Genomic DNA, 23,380 nt, shown 5'->3' on the forward strand with positions numbered 1-23,380 from the left:
GGGACGCGAAGGCCCTGCCCGGGGCCGGTGGAGATCAGAGGAGATGAGCGAGGACATGAACGCGATACTCGTCGGAGTCGACGGTTCGGATGCGGCCGAGGGTGCCGTCCGGTGGGCGGCACGTGCAGCCGTGGCCGAGGGGCTCGATCTGAAGATCGTCGGCGCATACGACGCCAGCACCAGTGACTACGCTCCCGGCCTCATCATTCCCCAGGACGTCGTCGACGCCATCCGCCAAGACGCCTCGGATGCGGTGCACGCCGCCGCCGACGCGGCCAAGGAGGTCGCTCCGGACGTCACGGTCGCGACATCGATCGTCGACGGGGACGCGGCTCGTGTCTTGCTCGAACTGGGCAAGGACGCCGCCATGATCGTGGTCGGCACGCGCCGGCTCGGCAGCGTCAAGGGCCTGTTCCTCGGCTCGGTGAGCACCAACGTCGCCGCGCACGCGCACGGACGCGTCGCGGTCGTCGCCGCCGAAGGGAACACCTCGGGTCCCGTCGTCGTCGGGATCGACGGTTCACCGATCAGCGACGCGGCCGTGGCCGAGGCGTTCCGGCAGGCCTCGCTGCGGAACGCACCGCTCGTCGCCGTACACACGTGGACACCCCTGGACGCCGATGCGCTGCACGGTTACGGCATCGGTGCCGACGAGGTCAAGCGCATGACACAGGATGCGGTCGAGATCGTGGCCGAGCGTCTGGCCGGCTATGCCGAGCAGTACCCGAACGTGCAGATCGAGCGGCGGGTCCTGCCGGAGGATCCGGCGAAGGCGCTGCTCGATGCTGCCGGGACCGAGGCGTCGCTCGTCGTCGTCGGCAGTCGCGGGCGGGGCGGATTCCGCGGACTGCTCCTGGGTTCGACCAGCCAGAAGGTGATGCACCACGCCGAATGCCCCGTGCTGGTCGTCCGCACCTGACCTGGCCATGGTGCCTACGATCGATCCATGACGCTGAAGAAGCTCGAGCTCTCCGTCGGTGAGCTCGCCCAGCGAGCGGGCATCGCGCCGTCGGCCGTCCGGTTCTACGAGGACCAGGGTCTGATCTTCAGCCGCCGGACATCGGGTAATCAGCGCCGGTACCACCGCGCGATGCTGCGACGCGTGGCCTTCATCCGCGCGTCGCAGGTCGCGGGTATCCCGTTGTCGGTGATCGGGGAGGTGCTGGGTGAGCTCGGCGACCACGAGTCCCCGCCGAAGTCGATGTGGGAAGCGGCGTCGAAGCGATGGATCGACGACATCAACCACCGGATCTCGCTGCTGGAGAACATGCGCGACATGATCGGGTCGTGCGTGGGCTGCGGATGCCTGTCTCTCGGTGAGTGCCACCTGCTCAACCCGGGTGATGAGCTCAACAAACTCGGGCCGGGAGCGCGTCGCCTCATGACCGAGTGACGATGTGGGGCCGCCGCCGTCGGGGTTCGACGCCGGTTCCGACATCGGCGATTTCGGGCGTCGTGATCGGCGGCGGTACGGTTGCCCCATGGCTCGACCGTCGCGCGTGGCGCTGGCACTGGGAAGCGGCGGTGCACGCGGCTACGCACACATCGGTGTGATCGCCGAACTCGAGGCGCGTGGCTTCGAGATCGCCACCGTCGCCGGATCGTCGATGGGCGCACTGGTCGGCGGCCTGCACTGCGCGGGCAAACTCGACGACTACGTGGACTGGATCTCCGGCCTGAGCCAGCTCGACGTGGTGCGGCTCCTCGACGTCTCGCTGACGAAGCCGGGTGTCATCGGTGCCGAGCGGATCCTCCTGCGCGTGCGGGAGATCCTCGGCGACACCGTGATCGAGGACCTGCCGATCCCCTTCACCGCGGTCGCCACCGACCTCAACGCCGGTCGCGCCGTGTGGTTCCAGCGCGGCAACCTCGCCGACGCGCTCCGCGCGTCCATCGCGATCCCGGGGGTGATCAGTCCCCATGAACACGGCGGACGGCTGCTCGCCGACGGTGGCATCCTCGATCCGCTTCCCGTCGCGCCCACCTCCGGGGTGCCCAGCGACGTCACCATCGGTGTGATCATCGGTTCCGACGGCGGACCCGAGACGGGCGCCATCCGGGAACCGAGAGCACGCGGACTGCTCCGGCGCAACGTCGCCCCCATCCTCGACAACGAGTTCGTCCGGTCGGTCCGCGACCGGATCGGTCTCGACGTCGCGGCGGGCGACCGCCGGGAACTCGGGGATCCCTCCGAAACCGACGCCGCCGACGCCGACGGGGCAGCGGTGGCCTCCGGCGAGGACGGTGTGGCGGCGGTCGATGCCGCCGGTGACCAGCGCCGGGAGCGGGCTGACCACATACGGCCGGGCGACGCGGACACCGCGAGGACATCGGAACCGGGGTGGCATGCCGGTGACGACGAACCCCACCGGATGGGTCGCGTGGAGGTCCTCAGCCGGTCGCTCGACATCATGCAGGAAGCGCTGACCCGCTATCAGGTGGCGGGCTATCCGCCCGACGTCCTGATCCGGGTGCCTCGACGCACGGTGCGCACCCTCGACTTCCACAAGGCGTCGGAGATGATCGAGCTCGGCCGGTCGCTGACCGCGAAGGCCCTCGACGATCTGCCCGAACTGCCATGAAACAGATACCCCGCGGGATCTGGGTCCTGCTGTCGGCCAACGTCGTCATCGCACTCGGGTACGGATTCATCGCGCCCGCGCTGCCGACCTTCGCCCGCACGTTCAACGTCTCGTTCACCGCGGCCACCGCCGTGGTGTCGGCCTTCGCGGTCATGCGCCTGATGTTCGCGCCCGCCACCGGCCGCCTGGTCACGGTGTTCGGCGAGCGACGGATCTACCTGACCGGTCTGCTCATCGTTGCCGCGAGCACCCTCGCCTGCGCCTTCGCCCAGACGTACTGGCAGCTGCTCGTCTTCCGTGGACTCGGCGGCATCGGGTCGACGATGTTCAGCATCTCCGCGATGGCATTGCTGATACGTATGGCGCCCAGCGACATCCGCGGGCGCGTGTCCGGGTTCTTCTCCGCCGGATTCCTCATCGGCAGCATCACCGGCCCGCTGATCGGGGCGGCGCTCGTCGGGTTCGGGCTGCGGGTGCCGTTCGTGGTCTACGCCGTGGCGCTGCTCGTCGCGTCGACGGTGGTGGCGACCCAGTTGCGCGAGGTGATCGCCCCGGACCAGGAGGAGGGGCCCACGGGCGGGCTCATCGGTTTCCGGGCCGCGATGCGCGACAGCGCCTACCGCGCGATCCTGGCGTCGAACTTCACCCAGGGCTGGGCGTCGATGGGCGTGCGGGTCGCGGTGGTGCCGCTGTTCATCACCGAGAGCCTCGGGGCGGGTGCCGGGATGGCCGGTATCGTGCTCGCGATCTACGCCGCAGGCAACGTGCTCGCGATCCTGGTCGCAGGCCGCCTGTCCGACCGATTCGGCCGCCGCCCCATCATGCTGCCGGGTCTCACCATCACCGTCGTCGCGACCGTCGCGCTCGGGTTCTCGCCCAACGTCGCTGTCGCGCTGGCTCTGTCGGTGGTCGCCGGTGTCGGTTCGGGCCTGTTCGCGCCGACCCATCAGGCCGCGCTCGCCGACGTCCTCGGGAACCGTCAGCAGGGCGGTTCGGCGCTCGCGGCCTACGGGATGTCGTCGGATCTCGGCGCGGTGACCGGGCCGGTCATCGTCGGGTTCGTGGCCGACCGCATCGGTTTCGGGCCGGCGTTCGTGCTGACCGGGGTGGTCGCCGCAGCAGCTCTGGTGCTGTGGATGTTCGCCCGTGAGACCGCGCCGGTCGTCGTCGGATCGGGGCCGACGATGACCCCCACCGAACCCGCCGGCGCGGATGGCGCGGCCGGACCGTCGCAGGCGGGGGAGCCGATCGAGGAGGCCGACCCGTTCGGCGGGCCCGAGACCGCCCGGCGGGACACCACCGGGGATCGCTGAGCCGCCGCGGCGCGCGGAACGACGATGTGATGTGGGAGCGCACCCGACGAATTACGGTTGAGCGATGACCGCTGCAGGACATTCCGATGCACCCGCCGGCCCGTCGGCACGCGGTACGACGCCCACCGCGGTGGGCCCGGACTACGACCTGGGTGCCGACTCCGAGGTCGGGGTGTTGCGCGCGGTCATGCTGCACCGGCCGGGTGACGAACTGCGCCGGTTGACCCCGCGAAACAGCGACCAGCTCCTCTTCGACGGCCTGCCCTGGGTCGGGCGCGCACAGGAGGAACACGACGCGTTCGCCGAGGTCCTGCGCGATCGCGGTGTCGACGTCTACCTCCTCGGTGACCTGCTCACCGAGACCATCGCCGCCAGCGGTGCCGCCCGGATACAGGGCATCGCCGCGGCGGTCAGCGCGCGGCGGCTCGGCACCCACCTGGCCGAAGATCTCGCCACCCACCTACGGGGGCTGTCGCCGGCCGATCTCGCGTATGTGCTGACGGCGGGGATGACGTTCGACGAACTGCCGATCACGCCTTCGGCCGAGCGCTCGTCGCTCGTCCGCCGCATGCACCACGGTCCGGAGTTCGCGATCGAGCCGCTACCGAATCTCCTGTTCACCCGCGACAGTTCGTTCTGGATCGGTGCGCGTTTCGCGATCACCTCGCTCGCGTTGCCCGCCCGCTCGCGGGAGACCTCGCTGACCGACCTCATCTACGCCCATCATCCCCGGTTCACCGGGGCCCGACGCGCCTACGAGTCGCAGGTCGCTCCCGTCGAGGGGGGCGACGTGCTGTTGCTCGCGCCGGGGGTGGTGGCGGTCGGCGTCGGCGAGCGGACCACGCCCGCCGGTGCAGAAGCGTTGGCGCGCAGCCTGTTCGACGATCACCTGGCGCACACGGTGCTGGCGGTGCCGATCGAGCAGTCGCGGGCGTTCATGCACCTCGACACCGTCTGCACGATGGTCGACACCGACGCGGTGGTGATGTACCCCAACATCCGCGACACCATGTCGGCCTTCACACTGGTCCACGACACCGCCACCGACACGGTGAAGGTCGCAGGCGAGCGGCCGTTCGTCGACGCCGCAGCCGACGCGATGGGCATCGCCAAACTACGGGTCATCGACACCGGTCTCGACCCGGTGACCGCCGAGCGTGAGCAGTGGGACGACGGCAACAACACCCTGGCCCTCGCGCCGGGTGTGGTCGTGTCGTACAACCGGAACGTGCAGACCAATCGGCGGCTGCGGGACTCGGGGGTCGAGGTCATCGAGATCGAGGGACGAGAGCTGGGTTCGGGCCGTGGCGGACCGCGGTGCATGTCCTGCCCGCTCGCCCGTGAGCCCCGGTGAGGACACCCATGACTCCTTCGTCTTCGCCGGGTGGGTCGTCCCCGGGTGGGTCGGGCACCGACCCCGCGTCCGCGCTGGATTCGCTGCGGATCGACGCGGAGTCCGGCCGGCCGCCCTTCGAACAGGTCCGGGTGGGCGTCATCGAGCTCATCGAATCCGGTGCACTGCTGACCGGAGAACGGTTGCCGACGGTGCGGGCGCTGGCATCTCGGCTCGGTGTGGCCGCCAACACGGTTGCCCGCAGCTACCGGGAGCTCGAGGCGGCCGGTGTCATCGAGACCCGTGGACGGCAGGGTTCGTTCATCAAAGCGGGTCGCCATGACGCGCTCGACGCGGGTTTCCGCGCCGCCAGTGGCTACGTCGAAACAGCCCGTGAGCTGGGCCTCGACGACACCATGATCGTTGAGATGCTCAACCGTGCCCTCGGACGAACTTGAATAGACTCACCGAGATTGATTGGCTTGATCAATGACAAGTGAACAGGAAGTGATCACAAGGCGTCCGAAGCAGACATTGGACCCAGTGGTTTTCACGGTCACCGCGGTGCTCGTCATCGCCTTCGTGATCTGGGGGATAGGGGACAAGGAAAGCCTCAACACGACCACGAATGATGTCCTGGGGTGGATCACCAACAACCTCGGGTGGTTGTTCATTCTCTCCGCGACGGGTTTCGTGATCTTCGCGGTGTTCCTCGCTGTGTCGAAGTACGGCCGGATTCCGCTCGGCCGGACCGGTGAGAAGCCGCAGTTCCGGACCGTGAGCTGGATCGCGATGATGTTCAGCGCCGGTATGGGCATCGGCCTGATGTTCTTCGGTGCCTACGAACCGCTGTACCACTTCGCCAGTCCGCCACCGGAAATCGCTCCCGACGACATCCGCGCGGCCATGGCGACGACGATGTTCCACTGGGGTTTCCACCCGTGGGCGATGTACGCGGTCGTCGGCCTCGCACTGGCCTACAGCACGTACCGGCTGGGTCGGACCCAGCTGATGAGCGCGGTGTTCGAACGGCTTCTCGGTCCGCGGGTGTCCAACGGGCCGGGCGGCAAGATCATCGACATCCTGGCCATCTTCGCCACCCTGTTCGGCACCGTCGCCTCGCTGGGCCTCGGCGCGCTGCAGATCGGCTCGGGCCTCGACACCCTCGGCTGGGTCAACGAGCCGACGAAGATGCTGCTCGTCGCGATCATCGCGATCCTCACCGCGGCGTTCGTCGCGTCGGCAGTGTCGGGTATCGCGCGCGGTATCCAGTGGTTGTCGAACATCAACATGGTGCTCGCGGTGGTCCTGGCGCTGTTCGTCTTCATCGTCGGCCCGACGATCTTCATCCTGAACCTGCTGCCGACGACCCTGGGCGCCTACCTGACTGATCTCACCACCTTCGCGGCCCGCTCCGACGCCACGGTCACCACCGCAGAGGGGCACAAGTGGCTGGCGGACTGGACGATCTTCTACTGGGCGTGGTGGGTGTCATGGACTCCGTTCGTGGGTCTGTTCCTGGCGAAGATCAGCCGCGGTCGCACCATCCGTGAGTTCGTGATCGGCGTCATGGTGGTTCCGACGACGGTGTCGCTGGTGTGGTTCTGCATCTTCGGCGGCACCGCGATCCATCAGGACATGGAGGGCACGCTGGCCTTCGATCCGGCCACCGCGGCCAGTGAGAGCACGCTGTTCGACGTTCTCGCCCATCTGCCGTGGACCGGGGTGGCCTCGGCCCTGGTGATGATCCTGGTCGGCATCTTCTTCGTCTCCGGCGCCGACTCGGCATCGCTCGTCATGGGCACCCTGTCGCAGCGCGGCGTCGAACATCCGTCGCGCTCGCTGACCGTGTTCTGGGGTGTGCTGACCGGCGTGGTCGCCGCACTGCTGCTGGCGATCAGCGGCGACGACGCCCTCGACGGCATCAAGACGATGGCCATCATCGCCGCGCTGCCGTTCGTCGTGGTGATGATCGGTATGTGCCTGTCGCTGTATCTCGACCTCCGGCGCGACCCGCTGATCGTGTCCCGCCACGTGCTGACCGCCCAGGTCGACGAGCACGTCCGCGAGCAGGCCCTCGCCATCGCGACCGGCGAACTCGAATCGATCGACGCCGACGCGGTTCGCCACCTCGAGAAGCTCGACCCCGATTTCGTCGAGCAGGCGAACGGCTCGGAGCCTTCCGGGTCCACCAACGGGTCGGCACCCACCGGACCGGCCGGCGGCGACGGTGATACGGACGATCCCAAGGACGGGCACCGCGACACGGACCGGTTGACCGGTCCCGCGGTGTAGTCACCACAGATACTCCGACAACGGAGTCCGCAGCGGGCGGGCCGCGAATCGATCGCGGCCCGCCCGTTCCGTCTGATCTGGTGTGTCCTCAGCCCCAGCTCGGCAGCCAGATCTGCTGGCGCCACAATCCGGGTGAGATCGGCAACCCGGTGAGAATCGGCCACAGCCAGACGAAGTTCACGACGACGAGTCCCACGTAGATCGCGACGACCATGACCGCCAGTGCTCGGCGTTCGGGCCGTTCACGCGCGGTCGCGGCCGCCGAGCGGAGCAGATCACCGCAACACAGCGCGAGCCCCATCACGAGGAACGGTGCCAGCACGGTGGCGTAGAAGAAGTACATCTGCCGGTCGAGGGCCATGAACCAGGGCAGGATGCCCGCGAAATAGCCGACCAGGACCGCCGCATAGCGCCAGTCGCGCCGGACGATCCATGACCACAACCCCCACAGCAGCATCGGGAGCGACAACCACCACATCGCGGGGGACCCGATGAGCATCTGCGCGCGAACACACTCGCCGCCGCCGCACTGATCCGGGCCGTTCTCCAGTGCGTAGAGCATCGGCCGCAGACTCATCGGCCACGTCCACGGTTTGGACTCCCACGGATGATGGTTGCCCGCGGAATTGGTGAGTCCCGAATGGAATTCGAGGATGCCCGACTCGTAGTACCACAGGGACCGCCACGCGCCCGGCACCCACGCGAACGGGCCGCCGGTGCCGATGGTGTTGCCTTCCTGGTAGCGGTACACAGCCGTTTCGCTGGTGAACCACGGGATGTAGGTCAGGAAGTAGATGAGCACCGGCATCACCGCGAGGCTCGCCCCGGTGGGGACGACGTCGCGGACCAGGGTGCCGACCCACGGCCGTCGGACGTGGTACGCGCGGCGGGCGGCGACGTCGAATCCGATGGCGAGGGCGGCGAAGAAGACGACGTAGTAGAGGCCCGACCATTTGGTGCCGCAGTTGAGGCCGAGCATCACACCGGCCGTGAACCGATACCACCGGAAGCCGAGTCGTGGGCCGAACGGGCTGTCGTCGATACGGCCCTCGAGGTAGACGCGGTACATGCGTTCGCGGACCTGGTCCCGGTCGGCCACCAGCGCGGCGAAGGTCGCCACGATGAACAGGGTCTGGAAGATGTCGAGCATCCCCATTCGCGATTGCACGAACAGCACGCCGTCGCAGATCGCGAACACCCCGGCGATCGCACCCACCAGCGTCGAGCGGGTCAGGCGTCGCACCGCGCAGTAGACGAGCACGACGATGACCACGCCGGCGACAGCGGGAGCGACGCGCCAGCCCAGGGGGCCGTAACCGAAGACCGCCTCCGACGCGGCGAGCATCCATTTGCCGACCGGCGGGTGCACGACGAGGCCGTACGCCGGGTTGTCCTCGATCCAGTTGCCGCCGGTCAGCACCTGCCATGCCTGCGGCACGTAGTGCTTCTCGTCGAAGACCGGCGTGCCTTTGTCCGTGGGGTGGTTCAGGCCCCAGAAGCGGGTGAGCGTTGCGATGAGTGCGATGACCACGCCGACGACCAGACCACGTCCGCGATCGGGAGCACCGAACAGCGGTGCGGGCACGTCAGGGCCCAAGCGAGGTGGCACCCGATCGATCCTAGTGGTCCCTCGTAAGCTGGCTGACGATGAACTCCGCCCAGCCCGACCCCCTGCACACCGACGACTCCGGGTCCGCGCCCACCGAACAGCGGTCGGAGGACGTCGGCGACACCGGTCCGGTGACAAGCGGCCGGCTGGTGCTGGCGGCCACCCCGATGGGTCAGGTCGACGACGCATCACCGCGCCTGCGTGCGGCGCTGCAGACCGCGGACATCGTCGCGGCGGAGGACACGCGTCGTACCCGCTCCCTGGCCGCCGCGCTCGGCGTCGAGATCGGCGGGCGCATCGTCAGCTACTACGACCAGGTCGAGGCGGCGCGCACCCCGGGACTGGTCAGCGCGATCGCCGAGGGTCAGACGGTGCTGCTGGTCACCGATGCAGGCATGCCCTCCGTCAGCGACCCCGGTTACCGCATCGTGGTGGCGTGCGCGGATGCCGGGTTGCCGGTCACCGCGCTACCGGGCCCCTCGGCGGTCACCACCGCACTGGCGGTGTCGGCGTTGCCGTCGGAGCGGTTCTGCTTCGAGGGTTTCGCTCCCCGCAAATCCGGGGCACGCGCGGAGTGGCTGCGCGAGCTGGTGGCCCAGCCCCGCACGGCGGTGTTCTTCGAGTCGCCGCACCGCCTCGCCGACACGCTGGCCGCGGCCGCGGAGATCCTGGGTCCCGACCGCCGCGCCGCCGTCTGCCGCGAGATGACGAAGACCTACGAGGAGGTCCGTCGCGGCGGTCTCGCCGAGCTCGCCGCCTGGGCTGCCGACGGGGTCCGTGGCGAGATCACCGTGGTGGTCGCCGGTGCCGTGGCCGCCGAGCCGGACGTGGACGACCTCGCGGACCGCGCCGAAGCGCTTGTCGCCGAAGGGATGCGGTTGAAGGAGGCCTGCGCGCAGGTCACGCAGGGTTCCGGTGCCTCTCGCCGCGACGTCTACCAGCGGGTGCTCGATAGACGTCGAGCTGATCCGGACTGACACGCAATTCGACCCGCGGCGCCAGCCGATAGGGCCGGCTCGACACGAGGGCGCCGACCACCCGGCGCAGGCGCGACAATTCGGCGCGCACGCTCACCGAATGACCGTCGTCGCCGAACAGCAACTGACTGAGCCGTTGCGAGGTGAGCCCCTGTTCGCCTGCGTCGGCGAGGAGCAACAGGATCTGCGCGTGCCGACGCGTGAGGACCGTGCGCCACGGCTCGCCGTCGCCGGTCACCGTGACCGACGGTTCGCCGCTGAGGTCGAGTTGTGCCAGTACCGGGCCCGTCGGGCCGGCCGGTCGGACGAGCCACCCCTTGCCCAGGCGTTCCACGACGCAGATCCCCAGTCCGGGCACGAACTGCCGCATGTCGTCGGTCGGCGCCGCCACCCGGACCGGCGGCGTGCACCCTCGACCTTCGGCGACCCATCCGTCGTCGTCGATGAGCAGGCCCGGCCCGTGCAGGCCGGCGAGCTGTGAGCGGCCCGAGAACCGCAGATCCGCCAGTTCGCGCTGATGCGCCAGGGTCACCTCGTGTTCGCCGAGGGCGGCGAGCGCCGAGGTGAAGGCGGATGCGGCAGGCTGCATCTCGAGCGCCGGTCCGGCCAGACCTGCGATCGCCACCATCTCACCGGTGCGGTGGTCGTGCACCGGAACGGCTGTGCAGAAGAGCCCGTGCAGCGAGCTGCAGTAGTGCTCGGCGCCGAACAGTCGTGTCGGACGGCGGTGGTGTACTGCGAGTCCGACCGCCGTCGTCGCCGTCGAATCCTCGTCCCAGCGACTGCCCTCGACGAGATCGAGCCGATCGGCCTCCGGCAGGATCGTCGAGGATCCACCCCGCCACAGCAGGACCCCGTCGGCGTCGAACACGCCGAGGGCCATCGAGGCATCGTCGGCTGATTGCGCGAACAGTCGTTTGAGCGGTTCGACGGCCTCACGCAGGGGGTGGGTGGCGCGACGAAGCTGCAGCTCGTCGGGCGAGATGTGCCCGGGATGGTGGGTGTCGGGCGTCGCGCGGTGCTTGCCCGCCCGTACGCGACCCCACGATTCGATGACCTCGCCGGGCACATCCGGGCGGGGGACACCGCCGGACATGAACGCGTCGTGATCACGGCGCAGATCGCGATCGAGCACCGTCAGGTCGGTGGTCGACCGGATGGGCACAGTCATGAGCGGAATCGTACCCAAACGGTGGTGCTTTCATGCCGAACCGAATGACCATCCCGTGTCCGGTGCCGGTGCCGGTGCGAGTCCTCGCGCCGAGGGTGTCAGCGCGTCCGCTGCGCGCGACCATGCCCGACGATGCTGGCGGCCTTGTCCAGACATTCCTGCCATTCGCGATGCGGGTCGGAGTCGATGGTGATCCCGCCGCCGACGCCGAGTGCGGTCGTCCCGTCGGGTCGGATCTCGACGGTCCGGATGGCGACGTTGAGGTCGAGGGCGCGGCCGGGCCCGGCCATCCCGATGGCCCCGCAGTACACGCCGCGCGCATCGGCCTCCCAGTCGTCGATGAGTTCCAGCGCACGCAGTTTCGGGGTACCCGTGACCGAGGCCGGCGGGAACGTCGCGGCCAGTACGGCGTCGTTCCCGGTGCCGGGCGGCAGGATGGCCTCCACCCGTGACACGAGATGCCACACACCGGGTGCCGGTACGACGGTGAGGAGTTCGGGCACCCGGACGCTTCCGGTGACCGCGACGCGGCCGAGGTCGTTGCGGACGAGGTCGACGATCATGATGTTCTCGGCGACGTCCTTGGCGGATGCGGCGAGCGCGTCGGGGTCGGCATGGGCGGGCAGCGTTCCCTTGATCGGCGAGGACGAGATGATGTTGCCCGTACGCCGGAGGAACGTCTCCGGTGAGAGGCTGGCGACCGTCCCCCAATCGCCCTGCAGGAAAGCCGCTTTCGCGGGGGTCGTCGAGCCGGCGAGTTCGGCGAAGTAGTCGACGGGCGCACGGTCCGTCGTGCCGGTGAAGCGTGTGCACACACATGCCTGGTAGATCTCGCCTGCGCGGATCGCTTCACGACATTTGTCGATGGCGTCGAGGTGCGGGGTGCGCGCCGGTTCGTGCCAGTGAGTCGCCGACTCCGGGACGGGCGCGGTGTCGGGCGACCGCACCGCCGACCACGCCCAGTCGGGTATCCCGCTGCCCTCGGACGTCCACTGACCATCGCGGAGAACCAGGATGCCGTCGGCGAGTCCGCCGACGATGGCCGGAAGCGGTCCCTCATCGGGTCGAACGGGAAATCCGATGTAGCCGAACCAATATCGATCCGGGTCGTCGGGCGGCGGGCAGCCCGGACGCAGGTCGATGGTGGGTGCGACCACGGCGTCGGCGCCGTACCAGTCGCCGATCAGTGCCGCCGGTGGCGCCAGCCCGCGTGCCACGGTCTGGGCGTGCAACGCCCGTAGCACGTCGAGGGCTGGCGCGACCATGTGCGACGTTAGGTCAGTTCTCGTACCGAGGGAACACCGGGGTCGGTCGGGGCAGCGCCGTGCCCGACTGGAGTCGGTCTGTGACAGCGGTGAATCGGCGGTCGTCGCCGGCTGCCAGCAGATCGAGGATCTTGTTCGACGACTCCGGCATGACGGGTTGGCTCAGCAGTGCCACGATGCGGACGACCTCGGCGCAGACGTAGAGGACGGTGCCGGTGCGTTCGAGATCGGTCTTGGCCAGTTTCCACGGTTCCTGTGCCGAGATGTACCGGTTGGTCTCGGCCAGCGTCGACCACAGGGTTTCCAGCGCCAGATGGATGGCCTGGTTGTCGATGTGGCCGCGGACGGTGTTCAGCAGTGAGTCGGCACGGTTGAGGAGCGCGGTGTCGGTGTCGGTGAGTTCTGCCGGAACGGGAACCGTTCCGTCGAAGTACTTGCCGATCATCGACAGGGTGCGCTGGGTCAGGTTGCCGAACTCGTTGGAGAGGTCGGCGTTGATGCGCGACACGATCGCCTCGGCCGAGTACGAACCGTCCTGACCGTAGGAGACCTCGCGCAGGAAGAAGTAACGCACCGGATCGAGGCCGAACTCCTCGATGAGATTGTCCGGGTCGACGACGTTGCCGACCGACTTGCTCATCTTCTCGCCCTTGTTGAACAGGAAGCCGTGCGCGAAGACGCGCTTGGGCAGGTCGATGCCCGCGCTCATCAGGAACGCCGGCCAGTACACGCAGTGGAACCGGATGATGTCTTTCCCGATGATGTGCAGGTCGGCCGGCCAGTACCGGGCGACGGTGTCCGGGTCGTCGGGGAACCCGACGCCGGTCAGATAGTTGGTGAGCGCGTCGACCCATACGTACATGACGTGTTCGGGGTGATCGGGAACCGGAACGCCCCAGTCAAACGTGGTCCGGGACACCGACAGGTCGGTCAGCCCGCCCTTCACGAAGCTGATGACCTCGTTGCGGCGGACGTCGGGTCCGATGAAACCGGGCTGCGACTCGTAGAGCTCGAGGAGTTTGTCCTGGTAGGCGGAGAGCCGGAAGAAGTAGGTCTCTTCTTCGGTCCAGGTGAGGACGTGACCGGTGTCGGAGGCCACCCGGTCGCCGGCCTCGTCGAGCTCGGTGTCGCTCTCGGCGTAGAAGGTCTCGTCACGTACGTCGTACCAGCCCGAGTACTTGTCGAGGTAGATGTCGCCGCGGGCGCTCATCCTTTTCCAGATCTCCTCCGACGCCCTCTTGTGATCGGCGTCGGAGGTCCGGATGAAGCGGTCGAAGCTGGACCCGAGACGTTCCTGCAGTGCCTGGAACCGGTCGGAGTTGCGGTTCGCGAGTTCCGCCGTCGGGATGCCCTCGGCGTTCGCGGTCTGCTGCATCTTCTGTCCGTGGACGTCGGTGCCGGTGAGGAACCGGACGTCGAAGCCGTCGAGCCGCTTGAACCGCGCCAGTGCGTCGGCGGAGATGTACTCGTAGGCGTGCCCGATGTGCGGTGCGCCGTTGGGGTAGGCGATCGCGGTGGTGACGTAGTACGGGCGTCCGCCGCCGTGGGATGCGCCGGACGGATCAGGGCTGGTCAGATCGGGTGCCATAGTGCCCAACAGACTACCGACCGGGCGGGACGGGGCCGAATTGCGGTCTGGACGATTTCTGGCCGGCCTGGTCGCGATCCTGCGGGTGGCCCGCGTCCAGCGGAATCGGTAGCGACAACACGCGCCATATCCCCACTCACGCTACGAATTTCGCGCGGTCGACTCAGGTCTGCGGGCGTTGGTCCAGGATCACTGTCGCTGTTCGCGCGACCATCTCGTCGGCGTCGCAAATGTACGCCTGCAGTGCCGAAGTCGCTGCGCTGCCCGGGATCTCGGCGAGCGCCTGCACCAGGCGGGATCGAACGGCCGCGTCGGGGTCGGCGCCCAGGCGGTCGACGAGGAGGTCGACGATCCGTTCGCGGTGGGCTTCGTGGCCTGCGAGGATCTCAGCGGCCTCGACATCGCGGTCTCCGGCGGCGACGAGTTCGACCAGTCCGTCGACCGCAGCGTCGGCACCGCGCCGCCCCAGGGTCAGCGCGGCGGCGCGTCGGACCTCGGGGTCGGGGTCGACGAGCAGGCCATGCAACAACCGCGTCACCTGCTCGGACTCCTCGAGGGCCGCCAGCGCGGTGACCGCCCGGCGCCGGATCGTCGGGTCGGGGTCGGCGGCGCCGTCCGAGAGGCGGTCGACACCGCCCGGTCTCTGTGCGAGGGCCCACCGGAGAGCCCCGGCCACGTTGGGATCGGATTCGGCCAGCAGCGCGTCGGCCAGTGAGTCCGCAGACACACCACCCTCTCCGGCGAGGAGCGCGGCGCGCTGACGGTGGGCCGCGTACTCGGACTGCACCCCGCGGAGCAGCCCGATCACACCCACGACCGTCGACCAGTCGCGGGGGCCGCCCGCCGCGATGTGCTCGAGACGTTCCAGGAGCCGGGCATCGGCCGACATCCTGGCCTTGGTGTCGTCGAGCAGGCGCTGCATGAGTGCCTCCGGTGCGAAGCCCGGGTCGTCGAGCGCACGACCGACCTCGCGGAGTGACAACCCGAGAGACCGAAGGCTCTCCACATGCAGCAAGCGCTGGAGGTCGGCCGCCGAGTACTCGCGGTAACCGCCCGCGGTGCGGCCGGTCGGCCGGACCAGCGCGAGCGAATCGTAGTGGCGCAGCATGCGGGTGGTCAGGCCCGTTCGCTGCGCCACCTCACCGATCAGCATCCGGTGCTTCCGCGGGCGCGCCCGAACTGGTCAGGCGGGACGCGAAGTCCAGCGCGGCGGCGAAGTCGCTGTCCGGGTCGTCGACCAGTTTCTCGGTCGCCGCGACGTGGGCCCGCACGGCGGCGGGGCCATGCTTCTTCGCGGTGGTGAGTGGCCCGGACGCGGCGTCGCCGAGCTCGACCAGGGCCCGGCTCAGGCTTCGTTGGACTTCCATCTCCCCGCGGCCGAGTTCCCCGGCCAGCTCGTTCGCCAGCCAGGTCTCTCTACCGGCCGGGACCAGGACGACGGCGGCCCGCCAGGCGGTTCGCGCGACCTCGTCGACGGCGTCGTGCAGCAGTTCGGTCGTTATCGCCGGCCACGCCGACGGGTCCCCGATCTTCGACAGCGTGTGCAGGGCCTGTGCCCGGGCCTGCGCCGACTCCGACGCCAGTTCGACGACGAGGCGCGGCACGGTCAGGTCCGCAGGGAGCCTGGTCAGCGCCCAGGTGAGCATGTCGCGGACGAAGAAGTCCGGTTCCACACCGCGACCAGGTCGTCGGCCAGAGCCGGGTTGGGATCCGTGCCCGCGGCCATCGCCGCGCGCAGTCTCGTCGACGCGTCACCCGCGGACAGTGCCGCCACCACGGCCCGGTCGGACGGGCGGATGCTCTGTTCGGTCATGGAGACCACCTCCTTCATCCACGATTCCACTCCTTGACACCGTGTGAAGGTCAAGAGGAAGCCGAGTGGATGTCGAGCGATGGCCGGGATGCGCCGGGTCGCTAGATCTCCCGCCGGTACGGTTCGCACCCGGGCGGCGCCTTCGGCGGCTCGCGATAGGCCAGTTCGGGGATGTGCAGGGTCACCGGAGCCGACTCGAGGGTGAACTTCTCGCCGTGGTGTGCCAGATCGATCGGTGGGCCGGACAGCAGACGATAGGTCGCGGTGTCCTTGTCCACGGCCACGACGATCTTCGAGTCCCGGACGATCATGCGGAACGACATGTACGTCAACCGTTTCGGCAGCCGGGGCGCGAAGGTGATGTTCCCGCCGAAGTCGCGCATGCCGCCGAAACCGGCCACGCAGTCCGTCCACGCCCCCGCCAGCGCCGCGATGTGAAGTCCGCTGCTGACGTTGTTGTGCAGATCGTGCAGGTCGGTGAACACCGACTCGGCCAGCAGATCGTAGGCCAGGTCGGGATAGCCGACCTCGGCTGCGGTGACCGCTTCGCAGCACGCGGACAGCGACGAGTCGCGCACGGTCAGCGGGTAGTAGTAGTCGAAGTTGCGGAGCTTCTGCTCGGCGGTGAACGCGTCCCCGAAGAGATAGGTCGCGAACACGAGATCGGCCTGTTTGACGACCTGCTTGCGATACAGGTCGTAGTACGGATAGTTCAGGAGCAGGGGATAGCGGCCCACCGACGACTCGAAATCCCAGGCGCCCAGCAGGGTGAACGACTCGCACTGCTGGTGTACGCCGAGGGCATCGTCGTAGGGGATCGTCATCTCGTCGGCACACGACTCCCAGTGCGCCGCTTCGGCTGTCGTCACCCCGAACTGTTCGGCGAGGTCGGGACGGCGGTGCACCGCCGCCACTGCATCGCGCAGGTTCTGTTGCGCCGCAAGGTTGGTGAACGTGTTGTTGTTGACCACCGCGGTGTACTCGTCGGGACCGGTGACGCCGTCGATGCGGAACTTGCCGTTCACATCATGGTGCCCGAGTCCGGCGAACAGTCGTGCGGTTTCGACGAGAAGTTCCACGCCGCACTCGGTTTCGAACTGTTCGTCGTTGGTCGCGCGGAGGTAGCGGGCGGTGGCGTTGGCGATGTCGGCGGACACGTGCACGCCCGCCGTCCCGGCCGGCCAGTACCCGGAACACTCGTCGCCGTTGATCGACCGCCACGGGAACATCGCTCCGCGCTGACCGAGCTCGGCCGCACGGGCCTTGGCCTTGTCCATGGTGGCGTGCCGCCACCGCAACTCCTCACCGGCCGCGGCGGGCACGGTGTAGGTGAGCATGGGGAGTATGAAACTCTCCGTGTCCCAGAAGGTGTGGCCGTCATAACCCGGACCGGTCAGGCCCTTCGCCGGGATGGCACGGGACTGACCGCGCGCTCCCGCCTGCAACACGTGGAACAGCGCGAACCGCACCGCCTGCTGCAGCTCGGGATCTCCGTCGAGTTCGACGTCGGCGTCGCGCCAGAAGTCTTCGAGATAGCTGACCTGGTCGGCTTTGAGTGAGTCCCAGCCGGTCTCCATCGCCATCGCGAGGGCGGCGTCGACCTGGGCGCGCAGAGCCGGGACCGAGCGTCGAGCCGACCAGCCGTACCCCATGTACTTGGTCAGGGTGAGGCTCTTGCCCTTCGGTACGTTCGCCGCGATGGTGAGCCGGGCGAGGTCGCCGTCGGCGCGGATGAACGTGTCCGCCTTGTCCGGGAAGTAGATCTCGTGATCCATCCCGGCCGCGATGTGCAGGCCGGACTTCTTGGTGTGGTGGACCAGCATGCCCCAGTAGTTGCGGCACGTCGCGAGATCGGAGACGAGCGGTGCGTCGAGCGCGGCCGCCAGGCGGGGATCGTTCCCGGGGGCAGGGACCGGCTCGTTGGCGAGGAGGTCTGACTGCAGGACGAGTTTCATGTCCTCGTCGACCGGCTCGACCTCGTACCGGATCGCGGCGATGGTGCGTTTGGTGAAGGACACGAGACGTTCGGACTTGATCCGCACCTTGCGGCCCGTGGGCGAGGTCCACACGGTGTGGCGACGCAGTGTGCCGGTGCGGAAGTCGAGGGTGCGCTCGTGCTCTTCGGTACGCCCGTACCTCAGGTCCATCGGCTCGTCCTCGACGAGCAAGCGGATGATCTTGCCATCGGTCACGTTGACGACGGTCTGCCCCGACTCGGGGTAGCCGTAGCCGCTCTCGGCGTAGGGGAGGCCACGCAGCTCGTAGAAACCGTTCAGGTAGGTGCCCGGATGGTCGACCGGCTCACCCTCCTCGAAGGAGCCGCGTAAACCGATGTGTCCGTTCGACAATGCGAACAGGGTCTCGGTCCGGCCGAGCATGTCGAGGTCCACGCCGCCGCGCCACTTCAGCTGCCACGGGTGGATCTCGAAACCGAAGTCGTGGCCGTGCTCGGCGGTCATGCGGGGAGCAGTTCGTCGAGGTCGGTCACGACGATGTCGGCACCGGCGGACTTCATCGCGGCAGACTGACCGCCGCCGACGCGGTCGACACCGACGACGTAGCCGAACGCGCCCGCGCTGCCCGCCTGCACCCCGGAGATCGCGTCCTCGAACACGGCAGCCGCGGCGGGCTCGACACCCATCAGTTCGGCACCGAGGAGGAACGAGTCGGGCGCGGGCTTGCCGTTCAGGCCCTTCGACACGATGTCGAGACCGTCGACACGGACCTCGACGAACTTCGACAGGTCGGCGGCATCCAGCACTGCTGCTCCATTCTTCGACGACGTCACGACCGCGATGCGGAGACCCGCGTCACGCGCCGCGGTGAGATAGCGCACCGATCCGGGATAGGCCTGCCCGCCGTCCTCGGCGAGGCTGACGAGGAACATGTCGTTCTTCCCATCCCCGATCCTGGTCACCGTCTGCGCATCCACGTCGTCGATGCCGCGGGACGCCAGGAACGCCCGGACGCCGTCCTCCCGGGGGCGGCCGTCGACGTAGTCGAGGTAGTCCTGGTCGGTGAACTCCACGAAGTCGGCATGGTCGGTGCCACCAGCGCGCTCGGCGAGGAAGGCGTCGAACGCCTTCTTCCACGCCTTGCGGTGGAGCACCGCGGTCTCGGTGAGGACCCCGTCGAGATCGAAGAGCGCGACAGAGATCGCATCTGGCAAACCCAACACGCTTCGCAACGCTACCCGTCGGCGGCGACTCCGGCGCGATTTGCGCGGTCGGCCGAGGTCGACGTCGGCCCGGTGCGGGTTCACCGGAGGGGTCGTGACCGGCGGGTGGCGGTCTCGTCGCGCATGGCCGATACGGCGGATCGCCGTGGACCGCAGAACGTCTGCGGTCGAAAAGCCCTTGCGCGACGCCCAATACGCGATGAGACGATGGTCGGATGACTCGACGGTTCGCGCAGATCGATGTGTTCTCGGCCACGGGCACCGGGGGCAACCCGGTCGCTGTCGTCCTCGACGCCGAGGAGATACCCGAGGACCGGATGGCGGCGTTCGCCCGATGGACCAACCTGTCGGAGACCACGTTCGTGCTACCCCCGACCGATCCGGCCGCGGACTACCGGCTGCGCATCTTCACCCCCGACGGCGAGCTGCCCTTCGCCGGACACCCGACCCTCGGTTCGGCCCACGCCTGGCTCACCAGCGGTGGGCGCCCGCGAACCGGCGAGCCGGGTGGCGACCTCGTGCAGGAGTGCGGAGTCGGGCTCGTCCGGCTGCGACGTACGGGCGCGCGTCTGGCCTTCGCGGCACCACCCCTGCGACGGTCGGGACCGGTCGACTCCGACACCGTTGCCGACGTCGTCGCGGCTCTCGGTGCGTCTCCGGACGAGGTGCTCGCCGCCGAGTGGGTCGACAACGGTCCGGAGTGGATGGTGCTGGACCTGGGCTCGGGCGACCGTGTGCTCGAGGTGCGGCCCGACATCCCGGCACTCGGCGATCACAAGGTCGGGTTGTTCGGGATGTACGGCTCCGGTGACGGGGAGGTGTTCGCCGAGGTGCGCGCCTTCGTGCCCGGGATCGGCGTCCCCGAGGACCCGGTGACCGGCAGCCTCAACGCGGGCATCGCGACGTGGCTGCGCGCCACCGGCAAGGCCCCCGCGTCGTATGTCGCGGCGCAGGGCGCCGCTCTCGGCCGGGCCGGCCGCATCCACGTCCACGACGACGGCGAGAACATCTGGGTCGGTGGCGACACCACGACCGTCATCGAGGGGACCGTCACGCTCTAGCGTCACGGTCGCCGACCGCAGGCCGGACGGCTCGTCGTCCTGTGCCAAGGTGGGTGCCATGAGCGACGCCCAGGGTGCCGGTGTGAACGGAGAGGTCGAGATCCCGAGCAAACCGGAGATGCCGGGCGAGCCGGAGACCCCGGACGCCGCCGAGACCCTGAGCAACAAGGCGGCCCGCAAGCGCCGCCGGCGCGAACCCCCGCCGGACCCGGCGCCGCTGCCGGGACTCGTCGACGCCCACACCCATCTCGCTGCATGTGGCGGGCGTGACGCCGGGTCGGTGCGCGCGATCCTCGACCACGCGCAGGTCGTCGGCGTCGACCACGTGGTCACGGTCGCCGACGACATGGTCGACGCGCGCTGGGCGGTGGCCGCCGCCGGATGGGACGAGCGAGTGTTCGCGGCGGTCGCGCTGCATCCGACGCATGCGGGGGATCTGAACGACGAGACCGCCGCCGAACTCGAGGCGATGGTGCGTCACCCGCGCGTCGTCGCGGTGGGGGAGACCGGCCTCGACTACTACTGGCCGGGGAAGTCCGACGACTGCGCCGCGCCCGAGGTGCAGCACGAGGCGTTTCGCTGGCACATCGACCTCGCCAAGCGCGTCGGGAAGCCGCTGATGATCCACAACCGCGAGGCCGACCGAGATCTGCTGGACGTCCTGGCGGCCGAGGGCGCGCCGGAGACCGTGATCATGCACTGCTTCTCCGGTGACCGGAATGTTGCACGCGAATGTGTCGAGCGTGGCTTCATGCTCAGTTTCGCCGGGACTGTGAGCTTCGCCAATGCCGCGGAGCTCCGGGTTGCGGCCGAACTCGTGCCCGACGACCAGATCCTCGTCGAGACCGATGCACCGTTCCTGACGCCCGATCCCTACCGTGGCCAGCCGAATCAGTCCTACTGCCTGCCGTACACGGCCCGGGCGCTCGCGGAAGTCCGCGGCGTGACCGATACGGAGATGGCCCGGGTACTGGGCGCGAACGCGCGGCGGGTCTACGGCATCCCTTTGCCATAATCTGGCCGGTTCGTTATCGTACTGTGATCCGCCTGGCCGACGTGCTGATCCACTCGGCAGGCGTGGTGCCAGTGTTGCCTATCAGGATGTCGTGCCCTTGCCTTCCATGTCGAACCCAGAGCCGTCCACCTCGGTCTCGCCCCGATCTGTCTTCTCCAAGATCAACGGGTCGAACTCGTTGCGCGTCCGCGTCGCCGTCGGCGCCGTCTGCGCCACCGTGGCGGCCGGCGGGATCATGGGCGTCAGCATGCACAAGAACGTCGCGATCGACGTCGACGGCGACGTCCGCCACGTGTCGACCATGGCGATGTCCGTCGAGGGTCTCCTCGAGTCCGAGGGGCTCGCACCCAAGGACGGCGACAAGGTGAGCCCCGCGCTGGATTCCGGATTTGGTGACGGCCAGACCATCAAGGTCAACCGGCTCAAGGAGATCACCCTCGACGTCGAGGGCAAGCCCGAGAGGATCGTCACCAACGCCTCGACCGTCGACCAGTTGCTGGCCGAGCGCGGACTGAGCCACGCCGCCGAGCAGGCTTCCTTCGGTTCCGAACTCCCGGTCGACGGCGGTGAGATCGACGTCGCGCTGCCCAAGCCGGTCACCCTCGTCGACGGCCCGGCACGGAAGCGCCCGACCGTCGCGGCGCACACCGTCGCCGATCTCCTGAAGGCCCTGGGGACGCCGTTGAGCGCGGAGGACAAGGTGACTCCCACCGCGGACACCAAGGTCACGCCGAACCTGAAGATCGTCGTCACCCGCATCAAGACCGAAGACGTCACCCTCACCGAGCCCGTCGCGCCGCCGGAGGTCAAGAAAGAAGACCCCACCCTGGTCCGCAACCGCAAGGTCGTGGAGAAGAAGGGCACGCCGGGCGAGGCACGCGTCACCTACAAGGTCACCACCGTGAACGGTCGAGTCGTCAAGCGAGACAAGCTGACCAGCGAGGTGCTCACCGAGCCCGTCGCGGCGACCGTCCGCATCGGCACCAAGCCGGGTGCGCCGTTCGTGCCGTTCGGGTCCGTCTGGGACGCCCTCGCCGCATGTGAGGCGACCGGGAACTGGGCGATCAACACGGGCAACGGCTTCTACGGCGGCGTGCAGTTCGACCAGAACACCTGGGAGCGCTGGGGCGGTCTCGAGTACGCCCCGCGGGCCGATCTCGCCACCCGCGAGGAGCAGATCGCGATCGCCAGCAAGACCCAGGCTGTCCAGGGCTGGGGCGCCTGGCCGTCCTGCTCGTCCAAGCTGGGCCTGCGCTGATCGACGAGACGAATCCGGTCACGCCCGACGCCGCGCCACGCCTGCTCGGGCCCGCGCAGATCCGGGAACTGGCCGCCGAGGTCGGCGTCCGGCCGACCAAGACGCTCGGGCAGAACTTCGTGCACGACGCCAACACCGTCCGGCGCATCGTCGCCGCGTCGGGGGTCGGTCCCGACGACACCGTGCTCGAGGTGGGACCCGGGTTGGGGTCGCTGACCCTCGCCCTGCTCGGAACCGCGGGCAAGGTCGTCGCCGTCGAGATCGATCCGGTGCTGGCGCAACGCCTTCCGTCGACGATCGCGGAGTACGCACCCGATCAGCGCGACGATTTCCGGGTCATCCTCGCCGACGCGCTGCAGGTCACCCGCGATGACCTTCCCGCGGTGCCGACCGCTCTCGTCGCGAACCTGCCCTACAACGTCTCCGTCCCGGTTCTCCTCCATCTGCTCGGAGTGTTCCCGGAGATCACCACCGCACTCGTCATGGTGCAGGCGGAGGTGGCCGACCGCCTCGTCGCCGGTCCGGGCAGCCGCACCTATGGCGTGCCCAGCGTCAAGGCTCGGTATCACGGCCGGGTGAGCCGGGCAGGTGCGGTGGGGCGCAACGTCTTCTGGCCCGAGCCGAAGGTCGAGTCCGGGCTCGTCCGCATCGAACGCACCGCCGACCACCCCACCGATCCAGAGACACGCCGGACGGTGTTCGAGGCGATCGACGCCGCATTCGCCCAGCGGCGCAAGACATTGCGGTCCGCACTGGCCGGCTGGGCGGGATCGCCCGCCGAAGCCGAGCGCCGACTGCGTGCCGCCGGAATCGATCCCGGGCTGCGGGGCGAGCGGCTCGACGTCGACGACTTCGTGCGACTCGCCCGCACGACCTGATCGGGGTCGGTGGCGCCGGAGAGTGATCCGCGATGCGTCGTCGA

Annotated in this window: 19 protein-coding genes and 1 pseudogene; 12 read left to right on the forward strand and 8 right to left on the reverse strand. The window is 68.8% G+C overall.

All coding sequences use genetic code 11. From position 1 onward, the window contains the following. The first annotated feature begins 55 nt into the window (after nucleotides 1-55). The 7 genes from ACSUZC_RS06970 to ACSUZC_RS07000 all read left to right on the forward strand — a co-directional run bounded on the left by ACSUZC_RS06970 (nucleotide 56) and on the right by ACSUZC_RS07000 (nucleotide 7,523). A complete protein-coding gene (locus ACSUZC_RS06970) occupies nucleotides 56-919 on the forward strand; it encodes a universal stress protein (RefSeq protein ID WP_439033018.1) in 864 nt (287 codons plus the stop codon). A gap of 27 nt (nucleotides 920-946) precedes the next feature. Next, nucleotides 947-1,393 carry a redox-sensitive transcriptional activator SoxR gene (gene soxR / locus ACSUZC_RS06975; protein ID WP_238423582.1) on the forward strand — a complete coding sequence of 149 codons (447 nt, stop codon included), beginning with the start codon at nucleotides 947-949 and terminating at the stop codon, nucleotides 1,391-1,393. 88 nt (nucleotides 1,394-1,481) lie between these two features. Further along, the gene (locus tag ACSUZC_RS06980; RefSeq protein WP_439032137.1) at nucleotides 1,482-2,582 is read left to right on the forward strand and encodes a patatin-like phospholipase family protein; all 1,101 of its coding nucleotides are present in this window, start codon (nucleotides 1,482-1,484) and stop codon (nucleotides 2,580-2,582) included. After that, nucleotides 2,579-3,895 (forward strand): MFS transporter, encoded by a 1,317-nt coding sequence (locus ACSUZC_RS06985; protein ID WP_439032138.1) that lies wholly within the window; start codon nucleotides 2,579-2,581, stop codon nucleotides 3,893-3,895. Before ACSUZC_RS06980 ends, ACSUZC_RS06985 begins: the two co-directional genes overlap by 4 nt. A gap of 64 nt (nucleotides 3,896-3,959) precedes the next feature. Further along, nucleotides 3,960-5,249 carry an arginine deiminase gene (locus ACSUZC_RS06990; RefSeq protein ID WP_439032139.1) on the forward strand — a complete coding sequence of 430 codons (1,290 nt, stop codon included), beginning with the start codon at nucleotides 3,960-3,962 and terminating at the stop codon, nucleotides 5,247-5,249. Nucleotides 5,250-5,257: 8 nt separating this feature from the next. Further along, on the forward strand, nucleotides 5,258-5,686 hold the full coding sequence (locus ACSUZC_RS06995) for a GntR family transcriptional regulator (protein ID WP_439032140.1): 429 nt from the start codon (nucleotides 5,258-5,260) through the stop codon (nucleotides 5,684-5,686). Between the two features lie 31 nt (nucleotides 5,687-5,717). Continuing rightward, nucleotides 5,718-7,523 (forward strand): BCCT family transporter, encoded by a 1,806-nt coding sequence (locus tag ACSUZC_RS07000; protein ID WP_439032141.1) that lies wholly within the window; start codon nucleotides 5,718-5,720, stop codon nucleotides 7,521-7,523. 88 nt (nucleotides 7,524-7,611) lie between these two features. On the opposite strand, the gene ACSUZC_RS07005 is transcribed toward ACSUZC_RS07000, so the two are convergent. Then, nucleotides 7,612-9,141: a dolichyl-phosphate-mannose--protein mannosyltransferase gene (locus ACSUZC_RS07005; protein WP_439033019.1), complete on the reverse strand. Its 1,530-nt coding sequence runs from the start codon at nucleotides 9,139-9,141 to the stop codon at nucleotides 7,612-7,614. 29 nt (nucleotides 9,142-9,170) lie between these two features. On the opposite strand from ACSUZC_RS07005, the gene rsmI reads away from it, so the two are divergent. After that, nucleotides 9,171-10,109: a 16S rRNA (cytidine(1402)-2'-O)-methyltransferase gene (gene rsmI / locus ACSUZC_RS07010; RefSeq protein WP_439032142.1), complete on the forward strand. Its 939-nt coding sequence runs from the start codon at nucleotides 9,171-9,173 to the stop codon at nucleotides 10,107-10,109. On the opposite strand, the gene ACSUZC_RS07015 is transcribed toward rsmI, so the two are convergent. From ACSUZC_RS07015 to ACSUZC_RS07045, 7 genes and pseudogenes are all read right to left on the reverse strand, one after another. Continuing rightward, nucleotides 10,033-11,280, reverse strand: coding sequence for a transcriptional regulator (locus tag ACSUZC_RS07015; RefSeq protein WP_439032143.1), 1,248 nt, complete (start codon nucleotides 11,278-11,280; stop codon nucleotides 10,033-10,035). The two genes, rsmI and ACSUZC_RS07015, sit on opposite strands and share 77 nt — an antisense overlap. Before the next feature lie 98 nt (nucleotides 11,281-11,378). After that, on the reverse strand, nucleotides 11,379-12,545 hold the full coding sequence (locus ACSUZC_RS07020; RefSeq protein WP_439032144.1) for an aminodeoxychorismate synthase component I: 1,167 nt from the start codon (nucleotides 12,543-12,545) through the stop codon (nucleotides 11,379-11,381). Nucleotides 12,546-12,558: 13 nt separating this feature from the next. Next, nucleotides 12,559-14,133, reverse strand: coding sequence for a methionine--tRNA ligase (gene metG / locus ACSUZC_RS07025; RefSeq protein ID WP_439032145.1), 1,575 nt, complete (start codon nucleotides 14,131-14,133; stop codon nucleotides 12,559-12,561). A 163-nt stretch (nucleotides 14,134-14,296) separates the two neighbouring features. After that, nucleotides 14,297-15,286: a HEAT repeat domain-containing protein gene (locus ACSUZC_RS07030; protein WP_439032146.1), complete on the reverse strand. Its 990-nt coding sequence runs from the start codon at nucleotides 15,284-15,286 to the stop codon at nucleotides 14,297-14,299. Continuing rightward, nucleotides 15,273-15,946 (reverse strand): annotated as a pseudogene (locus ACSUZC_RS07035) (HEAT repeat domain-containing protein). Before ACSUZC_RS07035 ends, ACSUZC_RS07030 begins: the two are co-directional and overlap by 14 nt. Before the next feature lie 101 nt (nucleotides 15,947-16,047). Then, nucleotides 16,048-18,405, reverse strand: coding sequence for a glycoside hydrolase family 65 protein (locus tag ACSUZC_RS07040; RefSeq protein WP_439032147.1), 2,358 nt, complete (start codon nucleotides 18,403-18,405; stop codon nucleotides 16,048-16,050). Next, nucleotides 18,402-19,124: a beta-phosphoglucomutase family hydrolase gene (locus ACSUZC_RS07045; RefSeq protein ID WP_439032148.1), complete on the reverse strand. Its 723-nt coding sequence runs from the start codon at nucleotides 19,122-19,124 to the stop codon at nucleotides 18,402-18,404. Before ACSUZC_RS07045 ends, ACSUZC_RS07040 begins: the two co-directional genes overlap by 4 nt. A gap of 215 nt (nucleotides 19,125-19,339) precedes the next feature. Between ACSUZC_RS07045 and ACSUZC_RS07050 the strand changes: the two genes are divergently transcribed. The 4 genes from ACSUZC_RS07050 (at nucleotide 19,340) to rsmA (ending at nucleotide 23,336) form a co-directional block, all read left to right on the forward strand. Then, a complete protein-coding gene (locus ACSUZC_RS07050; RefSeq protein WP_439032149.1) occupies nucleotides 19,340-20,185 on the forward strand; it encodes a PhzF family phenazine biosynthesis protein in 846 nt (281 codons plus the stop codon). Between the two features lie 118 nt (nucleotides 20,186-20,303). Continuing rightward, complete coding sequence (locus ACSUZC_RS07055) at nucleotides 20,304-21,200, forward strand: TatD family hydrolase (protein ID WP_439033020.1); 897 nt, start codon at nucleotides 20,304-20,306, stop codon at nucleotides 21,198-21,200. A 106-nt stretch (nucleotides 21,201-21,306) separates the two neighbouring features. Beyond that, a complete protein-coding gene (locus ACSUZC_RS07060) occupies nucleotides 21,307-22,458 on the forward strand; it encodes a transglycosylase family protein (protein WP_439032150.1) in 1,152 nt (383 codons plus the stop codon). Beyond that, nucleotides 22,422-23,336, forward strand: a complete 915-nt coding sequence (gene rsmA, locus ACSUZC_RS07065) for a 16S rRNA (adenine(1518)-N(6)/adenine(1519)-N(6))-dimethyltransferase RsmA (protein ID WP_439033021.1) — start codon at nucleotides 22,422-22,424, stop codon at nucleotides 23,334-23,336. Before ACSUZC_RS07060 ends, rsmA begins: the two co-directional genes overlap by 37 nt. The last annotated feature ends 44 nt before the right edge of the window (nucleotides 23,337-23,380 follow it).

Source organism: Gordonia terrae, from assembly GCF_051789125.1.
Classification (GTDB): Bacteria; Actinomycetota; Actinomycetes; order Mycobacteriales; family Mycobacteriaceae; genus Gordonia; species Gordonia terrae_A.